We start from the raw sequence: 16,538 nt of genomic DNA on the forward strand, positions 1-16,538 counted from the left end.
ATCCTTCCCGCGTGGGCACCCGCCACCGCCCTGCGGACCGGCGCACTGACCCACCCACGGTAGCGTGACCTCCATGATTGGGGCAGTCGTGTTCGATGTTGGGGAAACACTCGTTGACGAGACGCGCGAGTACGGGACATGGGCAGATTGGCTCGGGGTCCCCCGCCACACCTTTGTGTCGGTGTTCGGTGCGGTCATCGCCCTCGGGCGTGACTACCGCGAGGCGTTTCAGGTCTTCCGCCCCGGATTCGACCTGACCGCGGAACGCGAAGCACGAGCGGAGGCCGGTCAACCGGAGACCTATGGCGAGGACGACCTCTACCCCGACGTGCGGCCGGCGCTGTCGAAGCTGCAGGGGATGGGAGTGTGGGTCGGAATCGTCGGCAACCAGACTGTTCGCTCGGGGAAGATCCTGCGCGGTTTGAATCTGCCGACGGATTTCATTGCTACCTCGGATGATTGGGGTGTCGAGAAGCCGTCGGTCGCGTTCTTCGAAAGGGTCGTCGAGGCTGCGCCCTGTCCGGCTGACGAGATCATCTATGTGGGCGACCGAGTAGAGAACGACATCGCCCCAGCAAAGGCGGCAGGTATGCGGACCGCGTACATCCAGCGTGGCCCGTGGGGTTGGATTCAGCGAGACAAGCCGGAGGTTGCCGAGTTGTCCGATTGGAAGATCCACGACCTCCACGAGCTGCCGGAAATCGTTGCCGCAGAGAACGGTTAGGCGGTCCGCGACCTGATCATGGTGTGCCAGGTGTAGAGCTTGTCGTCGAGCTCGCGGACCTTCGGCAGCGAATCCCATTCGCGCAGCGTCTGCCGCACGGCCTTCACACGATCCATCGCTGTGGCGTACCAATGCTGCCCGAGCAGCTCGAGCGACTCTCCGAGGTACTCGCACGCCTGCTCCGGGTTGCGATCGAGCACCGCTGCGGCGGCGAGATCGGCGTAGACCACGGCACGCTGTTTGATCGCCTCGATGGGCAGACCCCCCAGTGTCTGCTCGAGCGTTTCGCGCGCGGCCGCGGCTTGGCCTGCGGCGATCTGCGTGTTGCCCTTGAAGCCTGCGAGCCTCGCGGGTGAGAACCAGTCCAGCCACACGGGGCTTGGGGTCTCGTCCTCGTCGTGCTCGGCGTACATCTGCTCGGCATGCTCGAGCAGTTCGAGTGCCCGGTCGATGTTGCCGATCCTGGTTTCCACTTCGGCCTCGACCGCGTCGAGCCAGGCGATCATCTCCGCGCTAGCATCGCCGCGGTCGGCGAAGATCCTTGCGGCGCGCAGGCTTTCACGCGCTTCCTCGATGCGATCGGTGTCGCCGGAGAAGGCGGGCGCGAATGCCATGTGCGCCAACGCTGCAGCACCCAGCAACGCGTCATCGGCGCGGCTCGCGGCCTGGAGCGCTAGCGCGAAAGACGGCTTCGCCAGTTCGGGTTGCTGCAGATCGAAGAACTCCAGCCGACCTGAGAGGAGACTGGTCTCCGCGACGGCCCGCGCCATCAGCGAGCGCGCAGCGCCAGGAGTCTGATCCAGATGGTCCCATCCGAGCGCGGCGTGCTCGGCCACGAGCCGCTGGAGACGGTCGGCCGGCACCGACCAATACATATGGCGGTACGCGGCCGCCGAGGACATGAAATCCGATGCCACCGATGGGGGCAGCATCCCAGGCGCAGCGCCAGCATGGCGAGAAGCCCACGTCTCACGACTTTTTATCGCCTGCGGGCGAGCCGATTCGGAGCCAGACCTGCGCGATGAGCTGAACCCGAGCTCAGTAATCGGGCGATTGAACAGTGCCTCCAACGCTTGGGCGTGATCGGCCTGCGGCCACGGCGGTGCGTCCGATTCCCAGCGGCCGATGGTCTTTTTGGTGACCGAGATGCGCAGGCCGATGCTTCGAGCAATTTCGTTGAGTGCCTTCGCCAGATCCTCCTGGGACCGGTAGCCGAGGCTCATGCGCGCGATGCGAAGCGGGGGCGGCGGGGACGTCATGGTTACAAGCTTACCCCCTACTTGGGCGCATATGTCCCCTTGGAGACAAAAAATGTCTACACGATGTCCCCTTGAATGGCCTGTTTTGGGACATCAATTAGTGAGATGGTGGAGACACAGCTCCCAGTTGCCGGGTAGCCCCAGACCCCGCAAGGGGGATGACGTCGCCGGTTCGATTGCGTTCGTAGCCATACCCACGCATCGGCCGGCGACGTCTCCGGCATTCGAACGCAACCCCACCGAAACCGAACAGCCCTCGAGGTTCCGATGTTGACGAGCGCAGTGTTGATCGGCCTGACCGCAGCACTCACAGTAGCGACCGCGTGCCTGTTTTTGCTGCCGCTGCGCGACCCCAAAGCCGCTGGCAGACACTGGCAAACGCCCAACTCCCCCGACACCGCCACAGCGTGGCTCGCAGCGTCGATCCATGACGCGCCCACGAGCGCACTCAGCGCCATCAAAGCCCACGCGACCATGCAACTCCACATCGAATGCAGCACAGCGGAATGCGCACGCAAGGCAGCCGCGTTCGACACCCTCACCGGCACCGGTGCCATCAAGCCGAGGACGCGATGAACGCCAAGATGGCAGACCTGTGGCGGACACGCCACCTGTTCTGCACCGACGAACCGGCATCGATCGAAAGCCTTGACGAGGCGCGGTTCGTTCTCACCGACCACGCCGGACACGGTCACACCTGCAAGCAATTCCACGCCGCACTGCGCCGAGCGTCGGAGGTGACGGCATGAATCAGCCTGGATGGGTCAACGACTGGTGCGAGCGCGGATTCATCTTCGACATCACTGAACGACTCGCCGAGGGGATCGCGAAGATCCACGCCACCTGCGATCCGCCGTGCCCGCGCGTGACGACTGCCCGCGAATACCTGGCCACACACCGCGCCAAGAACAGTTGACAACCACAAGAGAAGGAAATCCCGTGCGGCACACGCTTACCCGCATCGCTCTCACCTGTGTCAGCGTCGCCACGGGGGCACTCATGCTCCCGGCCACCGACGCCTCCGCTCACAAGATCGACAACCCGTGCTATTTCACCTTCGCCAACGGGATCTATGTCCAGCACGGCGCGGTCGTCACCGGTGGACAGGTGACCTGTATGCCCAAGCCGGACACCTTCCACATCGACCTGCGCGTCGAGTACTACGACGGCGCGAACTGGGTGACGACCGCTACTGCGGGCGACAGCACCCGGCCGGACCCGTTCCTCAACATCGGCGCCCGCGACCTGGAATGCAAAACCATGTCGTCCTACCGTGGCCACGCGATCCTCTGGGTCAGCTACCAGGGCACTTTCCCACCGGTCGACAAGTACACTGACATCCTCAACACCGGCAGCTGCGAGTGAGAGCGACAACGCTGTGAACCACACGATCGAGTCGGCCCGAACCAGCCTCTCGCACCGTCTGTTCTGGACCCGCTACCACCTGACCCGCGTGCTCACCCCCCAGCGGCGTGACCCCGAGGACAAAGGCACCGGGACCGTGACGCGGCGCGAGTACCGCGGCTGGGTCATCCGGCCCCGGAGCGGAATCCGCCGGCACCGGTGGGCTCCCCCGCTGCGCTACACCCGTTCAGTCGCACCAGGTGACGATGGCGCAGCGATCGCATGGACCCGGAGAATGGGCTACTAGAGGGCCGACCGGAATACGCGCAGGCGACGTGTGGTTGCTCGCCACCCAAGTTCCGGTGCCGAGCAACCACACTGACGAAAGGCCGATATGGAAACCTTGCCGCACCCGGCCATCGACCTCGCCGTCGGTGCGTTCTCCGCGGACGGCAAGGCGGCCCGCCTGGTCGCCGCCATCGATCGCGACGACACTGTGGCCGTGTTGATCGCCACCGCCAGCCCGTTCGACAGCGACAGCGAAGCCCGCGTGCTTGTGTTCGTCGAACACGACGGTGAGGAATGGCGGTTGCCCGGCGTCATGAACGGGTCGACCTACCGGCAACCCGCACGTGCGACGACTACCGCGCCCGGCCGTCCACTCGACGGTAAACGCACCAAGCACTCCGGACGGACCGACACCGAGATCGGCTGGTTCGGGCTGACCGGATACGCCGCCGAGGACGCAATCGCCGTCACCGTAGCCTCCAGCTTGGGTACCGACCGCGTCGAGGTCGCCGCCGACGGTCTCGTCCTGGCCGCTGTCCGCGCCCGGCTCGGTAAGAAAGACGAAGACCCCGAAAGACCCGTCGTCGTAATCCATCTCGCCGACGGCACCAACATCGTCGACCCGCAGTAGCGCACCGACCCCTCGCTTGTGTCCCATGAATACGCAGCTGCGAGTGAGAGCGACAACACCCGTGAACCACCGCCTGTTCTGGACCCGCTATCACCTGGTCCGCGTGCTCACTCCCCAGCGGCGTGAACCCGGAGACAACGGCAGCGGGACCGTGACGCGGCAGGAGTACGGCGGCTGGGTCATCCGGCCCCGGATCGGAATCCGCCGCCACCGGTGGGCTCCGCCGCTGCGTTACACCCGTTCAGTCGCTTCAGGTGATAACGGCGCAGCGATCGCATGGACCCGGAGAATGGGCTACTAGGGCGTCGTAAGGAACACGGCCGTGGGCAAATAGCTTCGTCCAAATTCGACGAAGCTATCGAGCCTACAGTCGGGCCGGACGCCGGCCGGAATAAGCGCGGCCACGACGTTGCCACGAACTGTTGCCGCGGGCCGACAATCCGCGCCGCGGCGCAGGTCCAAACAGACGTATCGTGCCAATCTGCGTGCCATTGCTGCGAAGTCGCTGACTCTCGGGCAGCATCTGCGCCACGGCGCGCGGGGAGCAGCGCGCCGATTCAACCTACCAAGGGGCCGCGCACACCGCGCGCCCACAAACATCGAAGGTCGCCGATGGCGTATCAGCCTCCGCAGCAACAGTATCCGCCGCAGCAGTAACCGCAGCGGCCTTTCGTGCCCAGTCTGCACGGCACGCCCATGCCGCCGGTTCCGCCGAAGAAGAAGATCCCCGTCTGGGTGTTCGTAGTCGGAGGACTTCTCGCGGTCGGAGTGCTCGGTAGCGCGCTCGGTGCCGGGACCAAGAACACCGCGGCGACAACGTCGATTGCGTCGGCTCCGGTCACAACTCTGGCACCGATGGCGGGGCTTGTTCCTGCGACCACCACCGCAGCGCACGGCACCGTCGCTCCGATGCCTGGCGCGCGTTCGTGAGGCGGCACGGGCGTTTGCAGCGTCAGCACCGCTCCGTCACACGGGTTGAAGGCGGCCATCCCGCCGGGGCGGTACCGTATCGAGCTCAGCAAACTGAACTTCCCCAAGAACTGACCTGATTCGCCTGCGGCGGACGCGATGTCGCGTCCGGGCAACGACCGATTCGGCGACCTATTCGGATGGGTTCGGCTGATCCCATCCAGATGGTACAAATTCGACCGGCACGTTGCTTGTGCCAATTTTCGTGGCGAGCAGAGGGTTTCGCTGCGGACCGATATCAGCCGAGGGTCCGGTGCTGGGTTGCCGGTGCAGGAAAGTAATACCAGGGAGTTATCGAATGTCTTTGTCGCACAGGATCGGATTCGGAGTAGTCGCATTCGCGGGGCTCGCAGCGAGCACTGTCACGATCGCACACGCGGACGAGGAGGGGCCGGGTCCGGCGCCGACGTCGTTCGGCGCCCTGGCGGCCTCCATCGACAGAGCGACTGGTCAAATGGTGCGGTACGGGTGGGGAGTCGCTTCCGACCAGGGCAACGCGGATGCCTCCGCGTTGAACGATTGTGGGTCCTCGAACTGCGTGGTCGTGCTGCGGTTCCAGGATGAATGTGCCGCTGTCGCCAGGTATCAGGGATATCCGTCGGTGTGGGCGGTCGGCCCCACCCGCGCCGATGCCGAACGCAACGCCGTGACCACCCTGGGCCCCAGCCACGACATTCTGGGCCCGCTCGACCTTCCGCAAGTCGGCAAGTCGGCCTGTACTGCGAACGTGCAGCAATAATCCCGGGAGGCGCAAAGCGCACCTGCCTCCAACCGTGCAACCGGTTATGTGGTTCGGGTGCCGATGGATCAGATCGCTACTGCCGTCATGCGCGGAATCATCTACGCAACGATGCTTATTGCGCTGATCGGGTTCCTCATCGGGATCCTGATCATGCTGGTCGTGAATATGTAGGCTCCCTCAAACGCCGAAAGCTGCCCCAGCCGAACTTGGCTGGGGCAGCTTCGTTTTCGGAGGGGCGACGGTTATTCCGCGTCTAGCTCGGACCGGCGGCGTCGCGCCGTGGGCGGGCAGAGGCGACGCGTCCTCCGGCTATTCCAGGGAACCTCATCTCAAGCCCGCGAATGCGGTACCCATTGCATTGCCGATGAATCACACGACGTGCGGCGTCGATCTGGTCCAGCCATCCTCCCCGCAGTGTGACCTCGATGCCGTAACCATCACGAAAGATGTTGTCCAAGTGGCCAAAGTAGCCGAGGATGGAGAACTTCCGAAAAGGAAGGGGTTGGATTTCAAGAGCCTGGGCCAATGCGTCCGCTTCGAATACCGTTCGCCCGGTTGCGTCCAATAGCGTGGTGTAGCAGCAGCGATCGGCTGTTGAGTCTGTCGTCGATCTTGAACCCGGTCTCCACTGGTGGGCCCACATGATCCTCAACCTGTTTCAACTGCCAGCGGCAAATGAAACACCACTCCTCGCCGTCATCCGCACGCACGTGTTGGCCGCAGGCGGGGCAGTCGATACACACCCAGCGCGGTAGGTCCCCATCGTCGTCCGGTACAGGCCAGAGCGGTTTGATGCGGGCGGCGAGTATCCGCCCTAGGGCACGATGGCGTGTGCCGAGAGGGTCGCGTTCGTCTTGAGCGCGGATGCACTTCTCGCATTGCTGAAACGTGAGGTGGCCGAACTTGGCGAACCACAGCAGCAGGGAGCCCTCAGTGATCGTCATGCCGCGCCTCCCAGCGCCCGCCGGCGCTCCTCGATGAGCGGGTACAGCACGTTCACGCACTCCCAGATGTAAACCCCGAACCAGAGGGTGGAGATGTGGTAGCCCAGCGGCGAAATCGACCGATTGGGCAGCCAGCCGCGCTGAATCTGGCGCGACCAGTACCGACACCGCGGCGAGAGATCCGGCGGCGCATTGTGGGTGCGTTTGCAGTACGGGGCCAGCGAGTCCGGGGACTCGACCCGGAATCGGTCACCGCACCATCGGCATCGCGCGTGCACCGGGCGCTCACGAGTTCCGTCCTCCCATCGACGCACTCCAACTCGATGGGGTTGCTGTCTGATTGCTAACCCGGGAATCTTGCTGGCGCGTCGGACCGGCGACACGCCAGCGACGCTGTTCTGCAAACGCCAGATACGGGCCGCTCGAGATATGGTCAGCCGACCGAGTTCGCCACCTGCACAAGCGCTGCTGGTGGTCGAGGGTCGGGCCGAAAGCGGCAGTAGTGGGCGGTAGTTCGCGGTAGATGCGCTCCACGATTGCCTCCTCTTTTGAGGGGCAGAAATCGGTAGACGCCGGTAGTTCGCGGTAGCGACCGGTAGGTCAGCGGTGAGCAAACCCGCTGCTCCGGACCATTGCCGGGCCGCTGGCCTCGACGGTTCCCATTCGCCTGCAATATCTTTCGGAAACGGCAAGATCGACGTCCGCCTCGCCGTACGCTGGCCCACCGTCCCTGAACAGTTATCGGCACCACTCGGAGGCACCATGCTGTCCCTGCAGGAGATTTCGGACCGTCTGGAAATAGAGGACCTCATGGTCCGCTATTCCCACGCCGTGGACACCCACCAATGGGAGCTGCTGGACGAAATCTTCACCCCCGACGCGCACATCGACTACACCGCCATGGGCGGCCCGGCCGGTGACGTCGAATCCACCAAGAAGTTCCTCGCCACCGTCATGCCGAATTTCTCAGCCTTCCAGCACATGATCAGTAACTCCTCCATCCGCGTGGAGGGCGATAACGCCACCGCCCGCACCATGTGCCACAACCCCATGCTGGTCACCGCCGCCGACGGCACGCGGCAGCTCATGCTGTGCGGGCTCTGGTATCACGACACCTTCGTGCGCGTGGACGGCGAATGGCGCATCAAGCAGCGGGTGGAGGAGCGGAGCTACATGTTCATCGCCCCCGACGCGGTCCCGGGCACCTGAGTCCTGCGGGGATCACTCCCCCTTCAGCAGCTCGATGAGCGGCGCGAACCGGTCCATGTTGTGCTCGAGCACGGTGATGTAGTTGAACCCGAAGCGTTCCCGGCGTTCACGCAGGGCCTCGGCCATCTGCGCGGCGGTGCCGACCAGCAGCACGGGCAGGTCCTCGAGCGCGCCGGTGTAGCCGAAGGGCAGGTGCTCGGTGAGGTAGGCGACCGTGGCCTCGCGATCGGCGGGTGCGGCGATGCCCTGGACGAGCAGGTTGAATTCGACGGCGCCGGCGCGGTTTCCGAGCAGCCCGCGCACATAGTCCGTCTTCTTCGCGGTCGAGTCGGCGTCCGCGAGCGTGAGCAGCCCGCTGTCGGCCGAGCTCGCGCCGGTGAAGGCGACGATGTCGGCGTACTCGGCGGCCAGCCGCAGCGCCCGCTCACCCCAGCCGGCCACGAGCAGCGGCGGCCCGGAAGGCTGCGCCGGACGGGGCTGATACGCCGGATCGGCGTAGAGGCGGCGCAGCGTCGTGACCGTCTCCTCGAGGTGTGCGACGCGGCGGCCCGCCGACGGGAACGGCATTCCGGCGGCCTCGAATTCGGCGCGCACGTACCCGGCCCCCAACCCCAGCTCGAACCGCCCTCCGGTGAGCTGATCCAGACCGGCCACGTCCCGGGCCAGCAGAACCGGGTTGTAGAAGGGCGTATTGAGCACGAAGGTGTTCAGCCGCGGCCGTTCGGTGACATCCGCGGCCAGCATGAGCGCCGGGAACGGCGCGGGCAGCCCGAGATGGTCGGGCACGCCGATGACGTCGTAGCCGAGTCCCTCGGCGCGACGGCACTTCTCGATCCATTCGGGGCGGGATACGGGGGTCAGCAGGTTCACGCCGAAGCGGAAAGGGAGGACCATGACTTCTTGTCTACCAGTGGAATCCGGAACCGTTCGAGGGCGCGGAACCGGGGCGGCGAAGGCTGCGAAGCCGCCCGGAACGAACTAGCGCACGGACTGCGGTGAATGCGGCCCGCGCGATGCGACCGCGCGCCATCATGGGATATCGCTCGGTCCGGTCGCACCGCGAGGAGTTTGCGCCATGACACAGCTGCCAGTCGCTTCGCACCAGCGTGCGGAGTTGGAGAAGGCATGGGTGCGGTGGACCACGGCCTCCTCGGGCCGCCCGCCCGGCACCGAGGTGGTGTTGCGCAACGAGGTGGCGGAGTCGTGGGCGCGGTCGCTGCGCACCGTGGATCCGACGCGCGCGGTGGCGCCCGGAACCGATCGGGACGAATTGGGTTCGCGCTGGGCCGAATCGCCGTTGCGCACGCCCATCACCGAGATGGCCGGTGAGCTCCGGGCGCTGTCGGAGGATTCGGGCATGGTCGCGGTGGTCACCGACGACACGGGGACCGTGCTCTTCAGCTGTGGCGATCGCTCGGTCCGGCGGCGGGCGGAATCTGTCAATCTCGCGCCGGGCGGCTGCTGGGACGAGCCGTACATGGGCACCAGCGGTGTCGCGCTGTCGCTGCACACCGGCCGACCCACCTCGGTCTGGGCCGCCGAGCATCTGGTGGAGGCGCTGCACGGCTGGGTCTGTTACTGTGCGCCCATCCGCGCCGCCGACGGTCGTCAGCTCGGCGTGCTGGATTTGTCGACGTATTGGGATCGCTCACATCCGCTCATCCTCACAACGGTCCGAGCCCTGGTGACAGCCATCGAAGCCCGAGTGCATGCCGAACAGTCCCGCCCCGCCGGTGATACCCGGCTGGAGTCGCTGGGGGTACCGCGCCTCTACAAGCAGGGCAAGCAGATGGCGATGCGACCCCGGCAGCTGGAGATCCTGACCCTGCTCGCCCTGGAGCCCGAGGGATTCACGCCGGAACGCTTGCACGAGGCCGTCTATGGCGACCGGTTGGTGTCCTCCAGCACCCTCAAGGCCGACGTCTCCCGCCTGCGCGCCGCCACCGACGGCCGCATCGCCGACCGTCGGTACATGCTCACCGAACCCCTCGCCTGCGACGCGGTCGAGCTGCTCGCCGCCCTCGAAGCGGGTGACCTCACCACTGCCGTCCGGCTGTATCGCGGTCCGCTGCTGCCCGACTCGGACGTTCCGGGCATCGTGCAGTGGCGCGAACACCTCGACGTCTGCCTACGCACCGCCGTGCTGGCCGACCACAACCCCGAGCACGCCCTGCGTTTCGGCCAGCGCTGCCCGGACGACATCGAGATCCACGAGCACGCCCTGCACCTGCTCCCGCACGGCGACAGCCGCCGCGCGCTGGCGACCGCACGCCTACACACCGCCTTGCGCGCGTAGTCGATGTCGCAGCGCGTGCACAGGTGCGCGCCGTGCCACGAGTATGTCGGCCTTGTCCGGAATGTCCGTCACCGCAGTTGTATTCGACGGCAGTGACTCAGCAACGTTTCGCCAACCCCACGCCAACCTCCCGCCAACCTTCGCGGTTCATAGTGGCCCCCGTCACCGCAGATACGGGATCAGGAGCCGCGCCATGATCTACGCAAAACCCGGCACCGACGGGAGCATCGTCAGCTTCAACCGCCGCTATGACAACTTCATCGGCGGCGAGTGGAAAGCCCCGATCGAGGGCAGATACTTCGACAATCCCTCCCCGATCGACGGTGAAACCTTCTGCCAGGTGGCACGTTCGAGTGCCGCGGACATCGATATGGCCCTGGAGGCGGCGCACCGGGCGGCCGACGCCTGGGGTGCCACGTCGGTGACGGATCGTGCCAACATCCTCAACAGGATCGCCGACCGGATCGAGGCGAACCTGGAGCGGCTCGCTGTCGCCGAAACCTGGGAGAACGGCAAGCCGGTCCGCGAAACCCTCGCCGCCGACCTGCCTTTGACGGTCGACCACTTCCGTTACTTCGCTGGCGCGGTGCGCGCGCAGGAGGGCCATCTCTCCCAGATCGACGCCGACACCGTCGCCTATCACTTCCAGGAACCGCTGGGTGTGGTCGGGCAGATCATTCCGTGGAACTTCCCGATCCTCATGGCCGCCTGGAAGCTGGCCCCCGCACTCGCGGCCGGCAACTGCGTGGTCATCAAGCCCGCCGAGCAGACCCCGGCCTCGCTGCTGCTGGTCATCGAGCTCATCGCCGACCTGTTGCCGCCCGGAGTCGTCAACGTGGTCAACGGTTTCGGCGTCGAGGCGGGCAAGCCGCTGGCTTCCAGCCCGCGCGTCGCCAAGGTCGCCTTCACCGGCGAGACCACCACGGGCCGGCTCATCATGCAGTACGCCAGCGAGAACATCATCCCGGTCACCCTGGAACTCGGAGGCAAGAGCCCCAACATCTTCTTTCCCGATGTCATGGCCGCCGACGACGCCTTCCTGGACAAGGCCGTCGAGGGCTTCGTGATGTTCGCGCTCAACCAGGGCGAGGTGTGCACCTGCCCGTCGCGGGCGCTGATCCACTCGTCGATCTACGACGAGTTCATGGCCCGCTGCCTCGAACGCACCAAGGCCATCAAGGGCGGCAATCCGCTCGACGACACGACCATGATCGGCGCGCAGGCCAGTAACGACCAGTACGAAAAGATACTGTCCTACATCGACATCGGCCGCAAAGAGGGCGCGACGGTCCTCACCGGCGGCGAGATGCGCAAGGTGGAGGGCTTCCCCAATGGGTACTACATCGAACCGACGATCTTCGAGGGCCGCAATGACATGCGGATCTTCCAGGAGGAAATCTTCGGTCCGGTGGTAGCGGTGGCCCGCTTCGACAACGAGGTCGAAGCGGTAACCATCGCCAATGACACGCTCTACGGCCTCGGCGCGGGCCTGTGGACCCGTGACGGCAGCACCGCGTACCGGGTGGGCCGTGCCGTCAAGGCCGGCCGGGTGTGGACCAACTGCTACCACGCCTATCCCGCACACGCGGCGTTCGGCGGCTACAAGAAGTCCGGCATCGGCCGGGAAAACCACCGTATGATGCTCGACCACTATCAGCAGACCAAGAACCTGCTCGTCTCCTACTCCCCGAACAAGCTCGGATTCTTCTGAACCGCAAGCAATTCGGTTCATTGGGAACTTGTCGGTAATTCGGAGTCGGACGGGCCGGACGGTCTGCGAGGAGCGTGATGAAAGCAGGTTCCGTATCCCGGGTGACCATCACCGAGGCCGCCGCACACGTGCTGCAGGACCTCATCGATCACCATGGTCCGGTGATGTTCCACCAGTCGGGCGGCTGCTGCGACGGCAGCTCCCCGATGTGTTACCCCCTGGGCGAATTCCGGGTGGGCGCGGCCGATGTGCTGCTCGGCCGCGTCTTCCCGGACACGGCGTTCTGGATCAGCGCCGACCAGTACGAGTACTGGCGCCACACCCATCTGACCGTCGACGTGGTCCCCGGCCGCGGCGGTGGTTTCTCCCTCGAGGCCCCCGAGGGAGTCCGATTCGTCATCCGGTCACGCCTGTTCACCGATGCCGAGACAGCGGCGTTGGAAGCGGCGCCCGCTCCGCTGCGCGGCAACGAGCTGGCCGGATGAAGGAAGGTGGCGCGGCCGGTTTCTCCGGGTCGGCCGCGCCATCGTAAACCTCCAGAGCCTTCGGACAGCTCCGAACCGGAAAGTCCTTATCGCGGAACGCGACCGGTGCCCAGCCACGCGGTCGTCGACAGCGGTGTGCCCGGCACGTAGTGCTCGCGCAGATAGTCGATCATGACCTTTTCCTGGGCTGCCCAGGTGGCCTTGTCGGTGCGCCGGCGGGTCACCTGCAGTGGTGCGCTGCCCCGGGTCAGCCGGTCCCACATCTGCTCGGCGCTGTCGTAGCTGAACGATTCCGCGTGCGGCCGCAGCACCACCTCGGTGAAACCGGCCGCGAGCAGCTCCTTCTCGAACAGATTCGGATTCTCCAGGCTCTCCGGATTCGGCTGGGGCGCGGGGAATCCCGGAATCCCGGCCTGGAACGCCTCGAAGAGCAATGTCATCAGTGGCGAGTCCGTGATCGGGGCCCAGCTCGACACCACCGCGATGCCGCCCGGCCGCAGCACCCGGTGCAGCTCGGCGAACCCGCTGGCCCGGTCCGGGAAGAACATGAGCCCGAACATCGAGAACGCGGCGTCGAAAGTGTTACTGGCGTAGCGCAAATCCTGCCCGTCGCCGACGCCGGTGAGCACATTGCCGACCCCGGCCTGCATGATGGTGCGCCGTAGCCGCCGGATCATGGCCTCGGAGAAGTCGACCGCGACCACCTCCGCGACCCGCGGCGCGGCCAGCAACGCCAGCACGCCGGGCCCGGTGGCCACATCGATGACCCGGGACCGGCCGCTCAGTTCGGCCGATTCCAATGCGCGAATCGCGAACGGCCGCATCATGTCCGATACGACGTCGTCGTAACTCTCAGCGACCTGGTCCCACGCGCCCGGCGCGGCAAGCGGATTCTCCGGCATTCGACCACCCTTCCGACGGGTACAGTGTACGCACGCCGGACGGGTGGTCCAGCGGGAGGATCAGCGACCCGGCAGGAACCGGATGCCGCGGGCGATGGCCATGAGGAACGGCTGCCACCTGTTCTGCGGGATGAAGGGCGGGGCGTCCAGGTTCAGGAACCGCGTGACCACGATGGACTGGGGTTCGGTGAACTTGAGCAGACCGTCGGGACCGTGGCGGCGGCCGACGCCGGAGATACCCATGCCGCCCATCGGCGCACCGGTGGTGCCCCAGGCCGGGGCATAGCCCTCGTCGACGTTCACCGTGCCCGCGTGCAACTGCTCCGCGATGTGCTCGCCCTCGGCCTTGCTGCCCGCCCACACGCTGGCATTCAGGCCGTACTCGGTGTCATTGGCGCGGGTGATGGCCTCCTGCACCGAGTCGACCGGGTAGATCGACACCAGCGGGCCGAAGGTCTCGTTGCGGCCGCACTCCATCGCGTCGGTGACGTCGGACAGGACGGTCGGTTCGAAGAACAGCGGGCCCAGGTCCGGGCGGGCATTGCCGCCGGCGAGCACCTTCGCCCCCTTGGACACCGCGTCGGCCACATGCTTGGTGACCGTCTCCAGCTGGGCCTCGGAGATGAGGCTGCCGATGTCCTGCGAGAAGTCGTACGTGGCACCGAGTTTCGCCGCCCGCACCGCCGCGACGAACTTCGCGGTGAACTGGTCGGCGACCTCACGCTCTACATAGAGCCGCTCTATGGAAATGCACAACTGGCCCGCATTGGAGAAGCAGGCGCGGACCGCGGCCTTGGCGGCCTTGTTCAGATCGGCGCCGCGGGTGACGATCATCGGGTTCTTGCCCCCGAGCTCGGCCGAGAAGCCGATGAGGCGGCGACCGCACTGCTCGGCCAGGGTGCGGCCGGTGGCGGAGGAACCGGTGAACATCAGGTAGTCGCAGTCCTCGACGATGGCCGTGCCGACCACCGTGCCGGGTCCCGGGACCACCGCGAACAGATCGCGCGGCAGCCCGGCGCGCGCGAACAGCTCGGCGTTGACCAGCGAGGAGTACGGGGTCTGGCTGTCGGGCTTGACCACCACGGCATTACCGGCCAGCAGCGCCGGAATCGAGTCGCCCACCGAGAGCAGCATCGGGTAGTTCCAGGGCGCGATCACCCCGACCACGCCCTTGGGCACCGCGCGCACCGAGGCTCGGTTCAGCACCGGGAACGCGCCGGCCGCACGGTGCGGGGCGAGCAACTGCGGAGCCACGCGGGAGAAGTAGCGGGCCGCGAACATCAGCCCGATGACCTCCTCCTGAGCCGCCCACCGCGCCTTGCCGGTCTCGGCCTGGATGATGTCCATCAGATAATCGCGGTTCTCGACCACGAGCGCCCGGTAGCGATCCAGCACCTCGGCTCGCTGCTTGGGCGTGCGCGCGGCCCATTCGGCCTGCGCGATGCGCGCTTTGGCGATGGCGGCCGTGACATCGGCGGCGGTCCCGACCGGCACCGAGCCCAGGGTCTCGCCGGTGAACACCTCGGTGATCGCTCGGGTCGCATGGTCCCGGGTGGTATCCACGGCCGCGAACGTACGCAACCGTTCGAACACCGCGGCAGCCGGTACCGGCATCATTGCCTCCTACTTGCGAGTAACTTGCGGATACGCACAATCTACTCCGCCACTCCCGCGCCCGGTCGGGACTGCGGGATTCCGCCCGCTCGGATCGGGTTCCGGCCGGATGGTCAGCCGGGCTGAAATGTCGTGATTGCCCCGATTTTGGCTGCTACCTGCGAAATCTGTAACCGACCATGAACGCGGAACGAACAAACAGCCAGCAGTATCCGGGCAGGGATCCATCGCCGGTGAGGCAGCACCGGCTATTGGGCCCGATCCCGCGCACGCACGAGAGGTGCGTGCGCGGGATCATGAAAAGCGATGCGGGAACGGGCTATTCGTTGACCAATACCGGAATCGAGAGCACCGCGGCGGAGATCGGCGCATCGGCCGGGGACGCGGTGACCGTGAAGGGGATGCCCTCCGGGTTCGGTGCGTGCGCGCCACCGCCGGGTTCCGCGTCGGCGTGCCGGAAGGCCCCCGCACCCACCACATGACCGGTCGCGTCGTAGAAGGCCGCGTGCACCTCCAGTGCCAGCACATCACTGATATCGGCGGTGATGGCGAGAGTGCCGCGCACCGAAGCACCTTCGAGCCGAATCCCATTCAGCTGGACCCGATCGGTGAAGGGGCCCGGGCTCAGCCGCACCTCACCGGGCGAGACCGTGACCGCCGAGACAGGCGCTGAAGCGGGCTTCGGTGCCGCCCTCGGGGCGAATGCAGGTGCCGGGTCGGCGGCGTGCGGAGCGGTCGAACAACCCGCGCTCGCGGCCGCCATCAGCAGACCCATCATCAGGAGACCCGGTCGCCGCCTCACGGCAGCAGCGCCCTGTGCATCTTGGTGTACAGCGAGGTGTTGTCCTGATTCGCCGCGAACACCTGCGTGCCGGGGCCGTAGGCGTAGATCTGCACGTCCGCGCCGGTGTGGTTGCCGGACAGGTAGGTCAGCCACAGGCTCGCCTCGGGAGAGCCGTCCTTCACCTCGGCCGGGTCGTCGATGCCGTCGCCGAGCAGATAGATGATGTTGTGGACTTCGTTGTCGGCCTTGCTGTCCGATCCGCATGCGGCGATGACTGTCGCCGCCGACACCGTGGCCGTGGCGGCCGCGATGGCGACCGGCCATCCGCGCTTCCTGTGCTGCACTTCGTCTCCTCCGTCCGCGCGCCCGCATCACCGGGCGCGGCCCGCTGTCCCGGGCGCGGCCCGCTGTCCCGGGCGCGGCCCGCTGTCCCGGGCGCGGCCCGCTGTCCCGGGCGCGGACGAAGCTAGTGCTGAAAGTTTGCCCACTCTGGTCTCACGGGAAGCTCACAGCTGGCTCGAAGGTAAACGAATTCCAAAGAAATTGCAGCGGGTTCGGCAACCTCCCGGCTTACGGGACTCGTCTCGCCAGTGTCAAATCCCGTCCCGCACAAAGGACTCGACCCGCCGAGCGCAT

General features: G+C 66.3%; 19 protein-coding genes. 11 read left to right on the forward strand and 8 right to left on the reverse strand.

All coding sequences use genetic code 11. The features are described 5' to 3' along the window. Positions 1 to 73 precede the first annotated feature (73 nt). A complete protein-coding gene (locus AB0L60_RS10780; protein WP_364610587.1) occupies positions 74 to 724 on the forward strand; it encodes an HAD family hydrolase in 651 nt (216 codons plus the stop codon). Here AB0L60_RS10780 and AB0L60_RS10785 read toward each other — a convergent pair. Then, positions 721 to 1,947 carry a hypothetical protein gene (locus tag AB0L60_RS10785; protein ID WP_364610590.1) on the reverse strand — a complete coding sequence of 409 codons (1,227 nt, stop codon included), beginning with the start codon at positions 1,945 to 1,947 and terminating at the stop codon, positions 721 to 723. The genes AB0L60_RS10780 and AB0L60_RS10785 overlap by 4 nt on opposite strands. Positions 1,948 to 2,253: 306 nt before the next feature. On the opposite strand from AB0L60_RS10785, the gene AB0L60_RS10790 reads away from it, so the two are divergent. The 6 genes from AB0L60_RS10790 to AB0L60_RS10815 all read left to right on the forward strand — a co-directional run bounded on the left by AB0L60_RS10790 (position 2,254) and on the right by AB0L60_RS10815 (position 5,954). Next, positions 2,254 to 2,559 carry a hypothetical protein gene (locus tag AB0L60_RS10790; protein WP_364610593.1) on the forward strand — a complete coding sequence of 102 codons (306 nt, stop codon included), beginning with the start codon at positions 2,254 to 2,256 and terminating at the stop codon, positions 2,557 to 2,559. After that, positions 2,556 to 2,732 carry a hypothetical protein gene (locus tag AB0L60_RS10795; RefSeq protein WP_364610596.1) on the forward strand — a complete coding sequence of 59 codons (177 nt, stop codon included), beginning with the start codon at positions 2,556 to 2,558 and terminating at the stop codon, positions 2,730 to 2,732. The genes AB0L60_RS10790 and AB0L60_RS10795 overlap by 4 nt, the downstream gene beginning before the upstream one ends. Continuing rightward, the gene (locus tag AB0L60_RS10800; protein ID WP_364610599.1) at positions 2,729 to 2,899 is read left to right on the forward strand and encodes a hypothetical protein; all 171 of its coding nucleotides are present in this window, start codon (positions 2,729 to 2,731) and stop codon (positions 2,897 to 2,899) included. The genes AB0L60_RS10795 and AB0L60_RS10800 overlap by 4 nt, the downstream gene beginning before the upstream one ends. A gap of 23 nt (positions 2,900 to 2,922) precedes the next feature. Beyond that, positions 2,923 to 3,348, forward strand: coding sequence for a hypothetical protein (locus AB0L60_RS10805; protein WP_364610602.1), 426 nt, complete (start codon positions 2,923 to 2,925; stop codon positions 3,346 to 3,348). 373 nt (positions 3,349 to 3,721) lie between these two features. Then, positions 3,722 to 4,246: a hypothetical protein gene (locus tag AB0L60_RS10810; RefSeq protein WP_364610606.1), complete on the forward strand. Its 525-nt coding sequence runs from the start codon at positions 3,722 to 3,724 to the stop codon at positions 4,244 to 4,246. Between the two features lie 1,267 nt (positions 4,247 to 5,513). Beyond that, complete coding sequence (locus AB0L60_RS10815; protein ID WP_364610609.1) at positions 5,514 to 5,954, forward strand: DUF4189 domain-containing protein; 441 nt, start codon at positions 5,514 to 5,516, stop codon at positions 5,952 to 5,954. A 512-nt stretch (positions 5,955 to 6,466) separates the two neighbouring features. On the opposite strand, the gene AB0L60_RS10820 is transcribed toward AB0L60_RS10815, so the two are convergent. Together AB0L60_RS10820 and AB0L60_RS10825 are read right to left on the reverse strand one after the other, a co-directional pair. Continuing rightward, positions 6,467 to 6,901, reverse strand: coding sequence for a hypothetical protein (locus AB0L60_RS10820; RefSeq protein WP_364610612.1), 435 nt, complete (start codon positions 6,899 to 6,901; stop codon positions 6,467 to 6,469). Next, positions 6,898 to 7,179 carry a hypothetical protein gene (locus tag AB0L60_RS10825; protein ID WP_364610615.1) on the reverse strand — a complete coding sequence of 94 codons (282 nt, stop codon included), beginning with the start codon at positions 7,177 to 7,179 and terminating at the stop codon, positions 6,898 to 6,900. The genes AB0L60_RS10820 and AB0L60_RS10825 overlap by 4 nt, the downstream gene beginning before the upstream one ends. A gap of 484 nt (positions 7,180 to 7,663) precedes the next feature. On the opposite strand from AB0L60_RS10825, the gene AB0L60_RS10830 reads away from it, so the two are divergent. Then, positions 7,664 to 8,110 carry a nuclear transport factor 2 family protein gene (locus tag AB0L60_RS10830; RefSeq protein ID WP_364610618.1) on the forward strand — a complete coding sequence of 149 codons (447 nt, stop codon included), beginning with the start codon at positions 7,664 to 7,666 and terminating at the stop codon, positions 8,108 to 8,110. Between the two features lie 12 nt (positions 8,111 to 8,122). Here AB0L60_RS10830 and AB0L60_RS10835 read toward each other — a convergent pair whose 3' ends face one another. Next, the gene (locus AB0L60_RS10835; protein ID WP_364610621.1) at positions 8,123 to 9,004 is read right to left on the reverse strand and encodes an LLM class F420-dependent oxidoreductase; all 882 of its coding nucleotides are present in this window, start codon (positions 9,002 to 9,004) and stop codon (positions 8,123 to 8,125) included. A 181-nt stretch (positions 9,005 to 9,185) separates the two neighbouring features. Between AB0L60_RS10835 and AB0L60_RS10840 the strand changes: the two genes are divergently transcribed. The 3 genes from AB0L60_RS10840 (at position 9,186) to AB0L60_RS10850 (ending at position 12,602) form a co-directional block, all read left to right on the forward strand. Next, on the forward strand, positions 9,186 to 10,406 hold the full coding sequence (locus tag AB0L60_RS10840) for a transcriptional regulator (RefSeq protein ID WP_364610624.1): 1,221 nt from the start codon (positions 9,186 to 9,188) through the stop codon (positions 10,404 to 10,406). Between the two features lie 193 nt (positions 10,407 to 10,599). After that, positions 10,600 to 12,117 (forward strand): aldehyde dehydrogenase family protein, encoded by a 1,518-nt coding sequence (locus tag AB0L60_RS10845; protein WP_354832664.1) that lies wholly within the window; start codon positions 10,600 to 10,602, stop codon positions 12,115 to 12,117. Between the two features lie 77 nt (positions 12,118 to 12,194). Continuing rightward, positions 12,195 to 12,602: a DUF779 domain-containing protein gene (locus AB0L60_RS10850; RefSeq protein WP_354832666.1), complete on the forward strand. Its 408-nt coding sequence runs from the start codon at positions 12,195 to 12,197 to the stop codon at positions 12,600 to 12,602. An 86-nt stretch (positions 12,603 to 12,688) separates the two neighbouring features. On the opposite strand, the gene AB0L60_RS10855 is transcribed toward AB0L60_RS10850, so the two are convergent. The 4 genes from AB0L60_RS10855 to AB0L60_RS10870 all read right to left on the reverse strand — a co-directional run bounded on the left by AB0L60_RS10855 (position 12,689) and on the right by AB0L60_RS10870 (position 16,246). After that, complete coding sequence (locus AB0L60_RS10855; RefSeq protein WP_364610629.1) at positions 12,689 to 13,504, reverse strand: methyltransferase domain-containing protein; 816 nt, start codon at positions 13,502 to 13,504, stop codon at positions 12,689 to 12,691. A 60-nt stretch (positions 13,505 to 13,564) separates the two neighbouring features. After that, positions 13,565 to 15,118 carry a succinic semialdehyde dehydrogenase gene (locus tag AB0L60_RS10860; protein ID WP_364610632.1) on the reverse strand — a complete coding sequence of 518 codons (1,554 nt, stop codon included), beginning with the start codon at positions 15,116 to 15,118 and terminating at the stop codon, positions 13,565 to 13,567. A gap of 319 nt (positions 15,119 to 15,437) precedes the next feature. Then, on the reverse strand, positions 15,438 to 15,683 hold the full coding sequence (locus AB0L60_RS10865; RefSeq protein ID WP_364610635.1) for a hypothetical protein: 246 nt from the start codon (positions 15,681 to 15,683) through the stop codon (positions 15,438 to 15,440). Positions 15,684 to 15,916: 233 nt separating this feature from the next. Then, a complete protein-coding gene (locus tag AB0L60_RS10870) occupies positions 15,917 to 16,246 on the reverse strand; it encodes an alkaline phosphatase (RefSeq protein ID WP_364610638.1) in 330 nt (109 codons plus the stop codon). Between the last annotated feature and the right edge of the window lie 292 nt (positions 16,247 to 16,538).

The sequence above is a fragment of the Nocardia sp. NPDC051981 genome, assembly GCF_040680715.1.
Classification (GTDB): Bacteria; Actinomycetota; Actinomycetes; order Mycobacteriales; family Mycobacteriaceae; genus Nocardia.